This is a genomic window from Candidatus Zixiibacteriota bacterium (assembly GCA_019038695.1).
Lineage (GTDB): Bacteria > Zixibacteria > MSB-5A5 > GN15 > FEB-12 > B120-G9.
The window spans coordinates 1-12,971 of record JAHOYZ010000004.1 but is presented as its reverse complement, the minus strand read 5'-3'; the positions used below and the strand labels follow the sequence as shown (position 1 = coordinate 12,971).

9 protein-coding genes are annotated in these 12,971 nt (G+C 48.5%); 4 read left to right on the top strand and 5 right to left on the bottom strand.

Annotated elements, in window-relative coordinates:
• The first annotated feature begins 92 nt into the window (after positions 1-92).
• Complete coding sequence (locus KOO62_01125) at positions 93-1,766, top strand: S8 family peptidase (protein MBU8932585.1); 1,674 nt, start codon at positions 93-95, stop codon at positions 1,764-1,766.
• A gap of 329 nt (positions 1,767-2,095) precedes the next feature.
• Here KOO62_01125 and KOO62_01120 read toward each other — a convergent pair whose 3' ends face one another.
• The 3 genes from KOO62_01120 to KOO62_01110 are packed head-to-tail and all read right to left on the bottom strand — an operon-like array spanning position 2,096 to position 4,664.
• The gene (locus KOO62_01120; protein MBU8932584.1) at positions 2,096-3,031 is read right to left on the bottom strand and encodes an MCE family protein; all 936 of its coding nucleotides are present in this window, start codon (positions 3,029-3,031) and stop codon (positions 2,096-2,098) included.
• A 47-nt stretch (positions 3,032-3,078) separates the two neighbouring features.
• Positions 3,079-3,885, bottom strand: coding sequence for an ATP-binding cassette domain-containing protein (locus KOO62_01115; GenBank protein ID MBU8932583.1), 807 nt, complete (start codon positions 3,883-3,885; stop codon positions 3,079-3,081).
• Positions 3,882-4,664, bottom strand: coding sequence for an ABC transporter permease (locus tag KOO62_01110; GenBank protein MBU8932582.1), 783 nt, complete (start codon positions 4,662-4,664; stop codon positions 3,882-3,884). Before KOO62_01110 ends, KOO62_01115 begins: the two co-directional genes overlap by 4 nt.
• Positions 4,665-4,845: 181 nt before the next feature.
• On the opposite strand from KOO62_01110, the gene KOO62_01105 reads away from it, so the two are divergent.
• Positions 4,846-5,871, top strand: a complete 1,026-nt coding sequence (locus KOO62_01105) for a hypothetical protein (protein ID MBU8932581.1) — start codon at positions 4,846-4,848, stop codon at positions 5,869-5,871.
• A gap of 541 nt (positions 5,872-6,412) precedes the next feature.
• Here KOO62_01105 and KOO62_01100 read toward each other — a convergent pair.
• Positions 6,413-7,234 (bottom strand): T9SS type A sorting domain-containing protein, encoded by an 822-nt coding sequence (locus KOO62_01100; protein MBU8932580.1) that lies wholly within the window; start codon positions 7,232-7,234, stop codon positions 6,413-6,415.
• Positions 7,235-7,748: 514 nt separating this feature from the next.
• On the opposite strand from KOO62_01100, the gene KOO62_01095 reads away from it, so the two are divergent.
• Together KOO62_01095 and KOO62_01090 are read left to right on the top strand one after the other, a co-directional pair.
• Positions 7,749-8,081 (top strand): HIT domain-containing protein, encoded by a 333-nt coding sequence (locus KOO62_01095; GenBank protein ID MBU8932579.1) that lies wholly within the window; start codon positions 7,749-7,751, stop codon positions 8,079-8,081.
• A 227-nt stretch (positions 8,082-8,308) separates the two neighbouring features.
• Complete coding sequence (locus KOO62_01090) at positions 8,309-9,628, top strand: hypothetical protein (GenBank protein ID MBU8932578.1); 1,320 nt, start codon at positions 8,309-8,311, stop codon at positions 9,626-9,628.
• A gap of 170 nt (positions 9,629-9,798) precedes the next feature.
• On the opposite strand, the gene KOO62_01085 is transcribed toward KOO62_01090, so the two are convergent.
• The gene (locus tag KOO62_01085) at positions 9,799-12,558 is read right to left on the bottom strand and encodes a Zn-dependent exopeptidase M28 (protein MBU8932577.1); all 2,760 of its coding nucleotides are present in this window, start codon (positions 12,556-12,558) and stop codon (positions 9,799-9,801) included.
• Between the last annotated feature and the right edge of the window lie 413 nt (positions 12,559-12,971).

Sequence of the window (12,971 nt, the reverse complement as noted above, 5' to 3'; positions counted from 1 at the left end):
GGGTGCCATGCTCAAACTCGTTTGGGCATGATTTGAGAAATCCGACATCGACTTGCACTTGACTCCGGCTGAAAATCGTGTTTTCTTTCGATATGCGCAACATTACACTCCTTCTGCTACTCATTGGGATGATTCTACCGAATGCAAAGTCTGCTCCTGATTTGTCAAACATAATAGATCCGGAAATCTCTGAAATTGTAAGCCAACTTTCTCCGGATGAAGTTGTGCATGTTGAATTGGCTATTGCGGGAGGAGTTGTTGCCTCAGAGCTAATTGAGGAAATGGACCGTCTTTGTTCAACGCTCCATGAACGGCGGTTGTATGGTCTCAGAAAACTAAGACAGATAGCAGAAAATACCCAGCGGGACATTCTGAGCTATCTTCAGATTCTAGAGGAATCCGGCTTGGCGGCGAATGTACAAAGCCATTGGCTGACGAATACAATATCAGTTGATTTGGCTGCTTCCCAGGTGAATGAAGTATCCGCTGAGGCCGGTGTTCAGAGAGTATTTCAATATCCTGAGTATCATCAAATGGTACCGGAATTCATTCGCGAAGATCAATCACGAAAGAGCGGAGCTCAGTTGAGTGTGGAACCAAACGTATCATATATAGGTGCCGACTCAGCATGGGCGTTGGGATACACAGGAGAAGGTCGAATCGTTTGCGTCTTTGATGCATCTGGAGTCGATGGCAGTCATCCAGCCCTGTATGACAATTGGAAAGGTCATGATGGGAATCCCAGAGCAGCCTGTAGGAATTGCGATTTTCCTACGGCTCATACGTCACATGGTACTCTTCTTGCCGGGATCATGATAGGTCATGATGATAGTACGGGAGACACAATTGGAGTCGCCCCAGGTGCACAGTGGATATTCGGAGGTTTCGCCGGTTGGGAATGGGCCGCAGATCCCGATGAAGACCCCAACACCACAGCGGACATGCCGGACGTCATCAATATTAGTATGCTCACAAACACCGGCTGTTATGATCGATGGTGGGATCAGATTGACATGGTTGAAGCCCTTGGTATTGTTGTCGTTAATTCTGCCGGAAACTATGGACCCGGTCCTATGACAGTCGGAAGTCCAGCAACACGAGCAGACGATTCTCTCACGAATTTCGCAGTAGGTTCCATTGATCATCGAAACTCAGAGGTCTACATCTCTTCAGGGAGGGGACCGTCCTCATGCGACTCGGTATCGATCAAACCGAATCTGTGTGCTCCAGGTGCATATGTCAGGTCATCCATCGTAGACGGTGGATACATGATCACAGGGGGAACATCCGTTGCGTCTCCGCATGTGGCCGGTGCCATAGCAATCCTCCGGCAGTTTGCACCGAACACGACCGCCCGCGAGATTAAGGAAGCTTTGCTTGCCGGCGCAACTCCACGAGGAACGCCTTACCCCAACAACGACTATGGCTGGGGAATCCTCAACATTGTGAAATCGATGGAGTTCTTGGAGAGAGCACACCTCATCCCATCGACTCACAAGCTGGAGCAGAACTACCCAAATCCATTCAACAGTACCACGACAATTGAATACTATCTGTCAGAAGATTCGCATGTAACAATGACCATATATAACATTCTGGGTCAACATGTGAGGACAATCGTTGATGGAAGAAAGGGAACTGGTTACAATGTAGCAGTGTGGGATGGTAATGATGAAAGAAGTAACAGTGTTTCCTCTGGTGTATATCTCTATGAACTAAAGGCCGGTAGTACGAAGCTCTCCAGAAAGATGGTCTTCTTGAAATGAGTCTGCGGTCACATTAAGATCGTGTGCTTCGGACAACAGGCGATGCCTGCCAAACGAGTTTGAGCCGGGCACCCGGGATACAGGCCATGTCTGCCACTATCCCTACTACATCACCCCAGTTTCTTGCCCTCAACCCTTGTGCATGAAACGTTCACAAATGACAACCACAGATTCAATACAAGGAGACTACAGAAGGTGCACCAATTTTACTACGTTTTCACCGGTTGAAACTATAAGAAAATCCGTCTTACGCACCCAATGACAGGGAGTTACACCAAAAACGCAAAACGCGTATTACCAAACAAAGCCATTTTGAACAAGACTGGCGTCTAAAATACTGAGAACTTGAAGTACTTGCCGGGATTCTTTTCGATGTCGGTGACGAGGTTGCCTACGCGGATCATCAAGTTGGTCATCTCGACATACAGTCCCGTATCACTGACCATCAATCCCAACGATCCTTCTGCCGTGTTGATCTTATTGACGATGCTGTCGAGACGCGAGGACACAGCATTGAGATTGTCATACAGTTTTGGGTCGTTGATCAACTTGCCGACTGTCCCCTGACTGGTGTTGACCTGGTTGGTCAGTGTCTCAACCGAATTGGCTGTTTTCTCTATTGAGACCATGATCCGCTCCTGATTCTTTTGCAGATCAGCAGTCAGAGAAGTCAGACGCTCAAGGAGGGCTGCCATACTGACGTACAATTCATCATTGGTCGCCAGCTGTCCTAAGGTGCCGTCGCCGCGATTCATCCGATTCAGAAGTGTATCGAGTCCATTAACAACTGCACGAGCATCTCCGATAGTCTCTTCGCCCGTTTTGAACAGAGTTTCGATATCAGCCGCGGATACCACCGGTACCGTAGCATATTCCTCCAGGATGGGTAGTCCCTTGGTACCGGGGAGGATCTCGACGTACTTGTCGCCCAGGAAACCGATCGTTCCCAGTTGCACTTTAGTGTCTTCGGTCATCATCGGCCAGACATCCCTTTTGATCCGGCAGACAATCTCCACTTTGCGCCTGGCGTCGAGGTTCACGAATCTTACGCTACGGACATTACCGACTTCAACGCCGGCCATCCAGACCGGAGCGCCCGGCACGAGTCCGTTGACGCTGCTGAAAAAGCATTTGAACTTGACCTTAGCATCCCAGATCGATGTCCCGCCGCCACCGAGAGAAGCCCAGAACATGACGATTACGGCAAAGGAAAGGATCAATCCTACTTTGAGATTACCCCATTTGATATCAGTAGACTTTTTCATATTGGCAATTCTCTTTCATTACCTCGAATATCTGAGTCGGACCTCCCTTACGGGCCGGAGGGTCCTTCGTTTACATCTACTCCAGTTACAAAATGCTGCCGCGCTACGTCAGCGAAGGAAGTCAGGAAAGGTTTAAGGAATTCCTTCACTCGGCGATTAGTGCTGGTGTGCAATTGCTCTCGGTTGCCGTCAAAAGCCAGTTCACCGTCGGCTATGACCACAAACCGGTCGGCCATAGTCAGGGCATCTACAATTTGATGGGTAACCATGATAGAGGCAATCGGTTTTTCAGAATGCAGCTTCCCGATCAGGTCGAGAATCTTCTCCGTTGCACGGGGATCAAGACCGGTGGTAGGTTCGTCATAGAGCATAATTTTCGGGTCGGTCGATAACAAGGCTCTTCCGATCGCCACCCGCCTTCGCATGCCGCCCGAAAGCTCCTCAGGCAGTTTGTCGATTACTTCGTCCGCATCCAAGCCCACAAAGCCGAGCATTTCCATGACCTTCTCGAATATCTCTCTATGTCGTAGTTGCGAGTGTTCGATCAGGTAATAACCGACGTTTTCTCCGACCGTCAAAGAGTCGAACAGAGCTCCGGCTTGAAAGACCATACCGATTTTCTTACGGAGCTTCCTTCGGTCCTTCTCTCTCATAGTGCAAACGTTCGCGCCGTCAATGAGTAGCTCTCCCTGCTGCGGACATTCAAGCCCCAGGATCAGACGCAGGATAGTCGATTTGCCTGAACCGGAGGGACCCATGATGACCAGCGCCTCATCATCGCCGACAGTGAAGGACACATTCTTGAGGATAGGCCGGTCGGAGTAGGAGAAGTGGATGTTACGCAGTTCGATCATAAATAGCCTTTGATGACGGAGAAAACGATCTTGGTAATGAAGAAGTTCACAACCAGGATAGTAATTGATGAAAGCACCACGGACTCGGTGGTGGCCCGGCCAACACCCTTGGTGCCCCCTACCGACGTGAACCCCTTATAACAGGCGATGAAGGCTATAATAAAGGAGAAGACAACTGGTTTGAGCTGACCGATGAACAGGTTGCCGAAAGTCAGCCGTTCCCGCACCGCTGACCAGTACATGGTTGTGGTTACGTGTGCTATGAAGTGAGCGATGACCCATCCTCCCAAAAGGGAGATGAAATCACAGATGACAGTTAAAACCGGCAGCATCATAACTAAAGCAATCAGGCGAGGCACAACCAGTTTCTTCATCGGATCAACGCCAAAGGCAACCATGGCGTCTATCTGGTTGGATGATTTCATGGCACCGATTTCCGCCGTTATGCCGGCGGCTACCCTGGCAGCGACCATCAGTCCCGCTAGAACCGGTCCCAACTCGCGAATAATAGCAATAGCCATGATGCGGCCGAGGTAATTCTTGGCGCCAAAATCAGCCAACTCGGCCGAGAAAGCCAGCGCAAAACCCTGGCCGGCAAAAACACCGGTCAGGACCACGAGATACACGGACCCCACTCCAACGTAATGCATCTGTTCGATGGTCTCGGTCAAGTAAAACGGCCGACTGAATATCGCCGCTACGGCTTTCAGAGCAAAGAAGAACTGGCCCTGTAACTCGTGTGCGAAATGTTTTAGCCAGTTGTTGATAGCGGTAAAAATGGTCTTTTATCCTTACATTTGTACTCCCGCGCTATATAGGCGGCCTGTAGACTCAAGTCAAGGCAAAAGGCCTTGGGTGATAGGTGAGGATCACTTATATTGGCACCCATGAGTTTTTGGGATGGATTGAAATGTCTGTGTTGTATGATTGGTACATAGGCGATCTGAGGAAACATTGACGGTGAATGAACAACACACTCCAAAACGTGGCCACGCCATTGCTCTCTTCTCAGGAGGGCTTGATTCAGCCCTGGCAATACTCCTAATGCTACGTCAGGACATCGAAGTTACTGCGATAACGTTTATGACACATTTTGGCTGTGATCTGGGGGATCGTTCATCCTGCGGATCAAATCCCTACCCTGCGGCGGAGAAGTTTGGGTTCAATGTGAAGCTGATGCATCTGGGGCAGAAGTTCGTCGATATTGTAATCAACCCCAAACATGGTCGGGGGAAAAACATGAACCCCTGTACCGACTGTCGGATATTGATGCTCAATGAGGCGCACGAACTGATGAAGATGGTTGGAGCCGACTTCATTATTACCGGCGAGGTCATGGGCCAGCGGCCCATGTCGCAAGTACGCGACAAGTTGAATCTAGTGGCGAACAAATCAGGTTTGAAAGGGAAATTACTGCGTCCACTCTCAGCAAAACTGCTTCCGCCCACCGATGTTGAGCTTAGTGGTCTGATTGATCGTGAACAACTTGAGGCGATCCAGGGGCGTAGTCGCAAACGGCAGATGGAACTGGCCGCTGAGTTCGGGTTGAAGGATTATCCCAATCCGGCTTCGGGGTGTTTGCTAACCGATGCTAATTATTCGTGCAGGTTGCGCGATTTGCTGGCGCACAGCGAGAACATTGATTTCGACGATCTCAATCTCTTACGGTTCGGGCGACATTTTCGACTCGATGAAAATACCAAAATTGTTGTTGGACGCAACGAACAGGACAACAATTCGATCCTGTCCTGCATGCGCCCTCATTATTTCAAAATGGAGGCTCTTGAATGGGGTTCGCCGCTTACGCTGTTGATTGGTAATGCAAGTGAGGAGAATATCGAAATTGCTGCTGCAGTTACGGTGCGCTATAGTTCGGGCAGAGGCGAATCTGAGGTAGACGTGACAATTGGGGAAGAGGGGAAGGGTCGAGTTTGTACTGTTGCACCCGCTAGCGACAGCGACATTGAGAAACTGATCATCCGCTAAGAGTTCTCCAGCTTCTGTGAGTTCGGAAAAAGGCATAAGAAAAAGGTCCCAACTCTCATCGAGACCTCTCTCTCCTCACCAGACGGAGAACTCATTGAACAGCCTAACCGCCAAGAAATACTGCTCATGTCTTTCCGGCAAGCCGACGGGTTGCGGACTGTCAGCTTACGTCGTTTCTCCGACTATCAATATTGTAAACAAATACCGTGCCAATACTAGCGCCAATGCCGAATCTTACTATCGCACAGGAGATTGTCGGGATCAGTAATTCTCGGAGTATGTGTTAAGTGTCGTATGGGCGCAGGATGTGTGGCGGGATCAGCGCAGAACTTGGAATGACGCAAGAAATGTCGATATCTGTCAGGGAGGTCAGGCCAGACTTACGAAATACAGATCACAGCTTCCTGATAAAAGTTACCACACATATGATAAAAAAAGAAGCCCTGCTGTGGCTAACAGCCAGGGCTTTCGTCGACGAAAGTAGCTTATACGAGCCTATGATTGGAATCGCTTCAACAATAATTCCAAAGTAGGCAGATTCTTACTTCACCAAAACCATCTTTTTGGTCTGGGAGAAGTTGTCGGCAGAGATGCGATAGAAGTACACACCACTTGCGATACCTGATCCATCGAATTCGACCTGATAGGAACCAGCTTCCTTGTCCATATCAACGAGGGTAGCAACTTCCTGCCCCAGGACATTGAACACCGACAATGTCACATGGGATGCCGAGGGCACATCGTAAGCGATCATTGTAGTTGGGTTGTATGGGTTAGGGTAGTTTTGACCCAGGCTGAATTTTGTGGGCATATCCGGAGAATCCGGAGCCACATTTGACAGAGCCACGGTTACAGTTTCGAACTCCGGCCGTTCCATACGCATTTGCGTAGTTCCGGCCACCTTGTCCTGGTACACATAGCACAGCGTGTGCCCCGGGTCCCTCAGTACTATGGCATCAAGCTTGATTTCATCCACATTGACATCGTTAATTTCGAAGACCAGGTTGGCTACTGGACCAGTTCCAGCGGCCAGGGTGGGCTTGAAAGTAGGAGTCATCTGCGGAAGTAGACCAATAACAACCGTATTGTTATCATTGTTGATATTGGCAAGCTTCAGATCAAAATACTCCGTCCGTGTGTTCTCAAACGTTACCGCTTTCAACGTAACGCCCTCCGAGAACTGTAGTGGAATATCGATTCCTGCCAGATTGGCTTCGTTAGTAATACTTAGCGGTATTACTATCGTACTGGCGTCTTTTGAGACAGCTTTGCCAGCCATGAAGTTGTTGGCCGCTGCTGCAAAGACCAGCGAAGGCGCCAGCAATATGATCGTAATGATCACCAGCATGTTTGAGCGTTTCATCTAAGTTCACCTCCTCGGGCTGTGAGTGACTTTCTGCGATCGGCATTGACCAAATCAATCCATTGACATCTGCCGGTCGCGTTCATTCATCCGAAATGCGAAAATTCTATTCTACAGTAAACGCAATCATATGCGCTTAACGTTATTAATGTGCAATCGAAGGTTCTCATTTACCGGTGGGGTATGAGTATACTACAAACAGATCCGCAAATTGTCAAGGCCTTTCTGCACTATCCGATTAACGTCGGACCCTGTCTGTACATTACCACACTGTTTCAAGGTGCTTGCTGCGTTTACCCAAATCTCCATCCTGACTTATCGTACACATGCAATGCGAAGTTGGTTCCATTTCAAAGAAAAAAACATTTAACACACACAGGAAAACTTTTCCGCATTGTGGCTCGTTCTCGCTTCGCATTGGGCGCAGGATATGCGATGGACGAAACGATGTCATTAGCGCTACAACATCAATATTGGTATTGCCCTGGTTAGCAGTGGGCTGTATAGTTGCTACATGGCTACTATATTTGAGCGTATAATTCGACGGGAAATACCGGCAAAGATTTTTCATGAGGACGACGAAGTTATCGTCATCGCCGATCACCATCCTCGGGCGCAGGTGCATTTGCTAATCATTCCGAAGACTGTAACACATAATTTCTATGAGACCGATGCAGTTGTACTATCAATGCTGAACACTAAGGTCAAGATGATTGCCGACAAGCTGGGTTTGTCAGATCATTTTCGGGTGATTATCAACAATGGATATTGCCAGGAGATAGACCATCTTCATTACCATTTTCTCTCAGACCGAGGAGCCGACAGGCTGAGTTGGCTGGAGGAATGATCCGGCAGCCGGGTTTTACCTTGTTTCGCTTGACAAACGAACCTTTTTTCGTAAATTGATTAAGTAGCTGTATATGAAACAGCAATTTTGTTCTCATCATTTGTCCAGAATAGGTTGTCTATAGTAGCCTGAGTTAAGGGACAGTTTAGAAGATTCACAATTACTGCTGTTGTAGTCGTTTTTCGCCCGCAATAGTAGAACCGCCAAACCATGCATGGAGGTAAACAATGCGTGTGAACTTTGGTCCCTTGAGGTTTTTTCCATTCGTATTGATGATTGCGGGGGCGTTGATTGTCACCACTGGATCAGTTGCGGCCCAGCCGGAGTTGGTTGTTGAGGTGCTCGACATGACCGTCAGTTCCACCGACGGCGAAGGGATGCTGACGATAAAATTGGACAACAATGTGGATACGGTAGCCGGATTTGCGATGTGGCTTATGCTGGACCGGCCGGATGTAATTACCTTTCAGCTTGACGTTACTACAGTTGTTGATACGAGCTATTGGCAATGTCTGACTTGGTCTGGACCGGACTGTGTAGAATCCCTTTTGGTCAGCCCATATGATTCGTGGGACTGGTTCACGATTGACACCAACGAAATCTCTGCTGCCGCTTTCGATACGACAGGCACTCTAACCTCGGGCTGGCAGTGGGTGGATGCACGATCAATATCCGGTATGGGAACGGACGTAAATGTGGCTGGGATAGCCAACATGATATCCCCGCCCACAGTGCCCGGTATTTATCCTCAGCAGGGTGGCAGTCTTATTAAGATTCCCTTCGACATTTTGGCTGATCCTGTTGATCCCGAAGGGGAGATCGTCAACGTGATTATTGTCTACCCCCCCATGGACCACTTCAGTTTTTCCGATCCCTGGGGTAATACGATTGGCCTCACCTATGACACTATCCCGGACACCTCGTGTTTTATCTGTACTCAATGGGCTGGCGAAGAGTGTCTCAACTGGCAACGAATCCCGATGGGAACTGAGGATTGTGACTCCATCTTGATTGAAGATATTGTAGTGGTGAGTCTGGATACCAGCCTTGTTGTTATTTTGGATGGGACGGTTACTGTTTTGCCGGGCTGTCTCCCCATAATTCCGGGTGATCTTGATGGCGACGGTTTCTCTGACATCAGTGAATTGGCTATGCTTGTCGAATATATACATTTTGGTAGTCCGCCGATACCTTGTCCATGGAACGCGGATGTCAATGGCGATTGTGTGATCAACTGGGATGATGCCAACCTGCTTGAAGAAGGTGGTCCGTATGTCGAATGCACTTGTGTGGACCCACAGTGGGTCTGCTGCCGCGATCTCGCCGGTAACTTTGATTATGATCGTTTTGATGATGTCAATGTGGCGGACTTGACCAAACTGGTTGCATACATGTTTACTGGAGGGGCACCGCCATATTGTTACGAAGAGGCTGACATTGATTCAGCTGGTGATCCGCCGGGAATCAACGTCTCTGACCTTACCTCCCTTGTTGCCTATCTGTTTACCGGAGGCGATGCTCCGACACCGTGTTCGATAGGGGAGTAGTCGAGGACTAAGAAAACGAGTGTACTGGTTGTGGGAAGATCGCCCGACTCCTGCACCAATCTATAGAGCTCTATGGTTCGCAAATGTCTACAGAGAATCGGGCAAGAAATCGGCCACCCTCAATATGAAGGGTGGCCGATTTGGCTTGCTACCATATCTGGATGAATGGGTTATTCACATACTGGCTCGGAACCTCCAGTGAATAGATAAGCGACAAGGGAGGTGAGGTCAGAAATATCTATCTTTCCCCCCGGACCGGTGATGCCATCTATATTGCCTGCCACAAGAACCAGTGGTGGCGGTCCTCCGTTAAAAAGATATGCCACCAGATATGTCAGATCCGCGATGTTCGGGCCGTCGGTATCACCATCGACGTCGCCGCAGATAAACTGGGGATAGACATGCAAGTCATATATCTTGTTGTCAATCGCACCGATTTCATCCTCCACCTGGGCAACAAAACTAACAAATCCTGTATCTAATGGTATTCCATGAAGATTACCATCAGACGACAAGGCAAGGCCGGTCCCCGGAAGGTCGTCATCGCGATCTGTCCATGTTTGAACGCCTGTCCCTCCGACTGTCATCAACTGGGCGGAGTATTCTTTTCCAATCTGTGGACTGATCAGATTGGTAGTGTCTATTAGCAGTTGTGGGTTAATTTGAAGGGAGAGTGTTATAGTATCCGTCCGCCCTATCCCATCAGTCGCCTTAGCCGTAAAACTGATTAGGCCATCAGATACAGGCACTCCAGAAAGCAGACCCACAGATGAGAGAGACAAGCCAGTGCTCTCAAGATCGTTGTTTTGGTCGGTCCAGGAGACAACCCCATATCCACCACTGTAATTCAGTTGTTGTCCATAAGGATGGTTCGCCGTCCAATCGGGGAGACTTTCGGTTTCGATCAATACATCAGGTCCACTTGAATAACGGAATAGCCGAACCGCATCAATGGCCGCCTCAACTTCGGAGTCATCTCCAAGATCAGATGCCTCAAACTGAAGCCGAATCTGGTCACTTGGTGTTACATAGTCACTCACCCAGTACTTATGTATAAACCACCCGCCAGATGAGTATTCAACCGGTCCGATGGTCGCGACATGAGCAAAATTGTACCCATTATCATTTGATATTTTGACTTCGAAGATATCGGCATAAGGATTGTTACCCGTATTGTTACTATACCATCGCGCATATTCAACCAGGGTGACTCCCTCGGTGGCATCGAGAACCGGGGATCTCAGGCTCGTAGTACCGTCGTCAATGTCACTATGGGCCCAGGATGATTGCTCGGGACCGGTGAAATAGCAGTACCCTGATTGATCGTAGTCGGTGGGAGCCTGTCCGTAATATCCGTAACCTCCTCCTTTAGTCCGAGCCCAGTTCCCACTTGAGGAAGTGCTTGATTTGTACCATCCAAGATTGGACTCGAAATTGTCATGAAAAATAACTGTTTCATCAACCGCTGCGCAGGCATAGAATGGACTGGTTTGACTGCCGGCATAGATTGTCGCACCACCTGATTCCTGTCCCGTCAGATAGAATTGTACTCTGCTCAAATTCGGAAAAGGAGGAAATGTAGCCTGATACGAGTCTCCGGACAGATGGGTCATAACCACCGAGGCATAACTCTCATCATCAACAATATAATGCAGTTGTCCCGAACCGGGACTTATTTGACCACCTGCATAACCAGTGATGTTTACATCCAGATTAGTGCTGGACCCTGGCAGTATGAGTGAAGGAACATCATTGGGAAAGTCAATCAACAGCATTGGATCCGGAACATATGTTTCGCTGGCGGTGTAGACCATGGCCAAACTCGCTTTGGTGATTCTGGCCAGGTAGTCGAAGTCGCAATAGACAGTGCTATCGTGATTGGAGTGGATGCCCCAGGTATATATCTGTTCGCCCAGGCTGATAGTGTTGTAGCCAAGCTGATCGAAGGCAACTCCGTCCCACTCTGCACGGTCGTTGATAAGTATGCCATGAATGCCAATCGATAGTGAATCGGCCAGATCCTGCCATAGCTGCGAATATGCAAACGCCTCATCATTGCCATACAGCATACAGGTGTCGAAGTTCCCCTCATATGAGATGCAATCCAGATTCAGCACCAGAGTTATGCTGTCCTGGTTTTTGAAAGCTCGATTAGCATAATTCCATGCTCCCCAGATTCCTGTTTCTTCTGCATCTAATAAACAGAATACAAAGGTCTGCCTGGTGTCGATGTCTTTCAGAATGCGGGCTATCTCAAGAACTGCGGTCGTACCAGATCCATCGTCGTCTGCGCCGGGTGAAGAGAGAGGATATGAATCCCTGTGGGCACAGACGATAATCTGATGCAAAGGATACTCGGTGCCTACTTTGTAGGCTATGACATTGTTACACAAGGCATGGACCGGGGGAGACTCCCAGAAATTTGTAGCCCAGAATGTATCGGTAACAACGGAATCGTAGCCAAAGTCATGGAGTTTGCTCACAATCCAGTCACGAGAAGCGTAGTTTGAACTAGTGCCCATCAGTCGGCCATCAAATGCTTCAAGCTGCTCCATATAGGATTGGCAGGAATCGGTGTCTATCTGAGAAATGAGACCACTGAGATCTACAAGATTCTTTGTCGTCCTAGCTTCCAGTGTCGGAGGTTCTTTGTACAGGAATTTCAAATTATGTGTTTGCAATGGGGCCAAACCGGGCCATTTCAGTGATTTGTCAACTTCCGAGATTTCTACCTGAAACAGCCGGAGATTGCCCTGCTCAAAAACCAAAGGGTATCGTCCAACATTTGCAGAATCAACGCGCATGTCTAATAAGAGTTTTGTACGATCAATATCAGAGGCAACAAGTTCATGATACAGACCTGAGTTGGCCAGGTCCGGATATCGTTCCTCGGCGCAGAGTACTAGATATCCGCCGGAGACTCTCAGCAATGGGCTGACACCGACTTTTGACAGCGTCTCTGCATCTTCGTGACTGTTAACCGATACTCGATAAGCATCGTTCGCGTTAGCGGAGATACTCAGAACTATTATGAGTAGCCCTATCCTAAGAATAGACTTGGCGAAAATGTTTCACTTCCTCTCCGGCGTAGATATTCGGACGCCTTGAAAAACATAATGATCAGATGTGTAGCGATTGTATTACAAAGACATGATGTCGTTGCAAAGCTGGTTACATCAGTATAATAGAATGCCCAAGAATGTCAAGGTATGTAGTCTAAATTTGCACAACTCGGTAATATCTTTAGAAGTGTGTAAAAGACAAAAGGTGTATCCTAGAGTTTTCAACGACCCACAAAGGAGACACCTAATGCCTTATCGAGAATTGAATTTCGACAGTCACA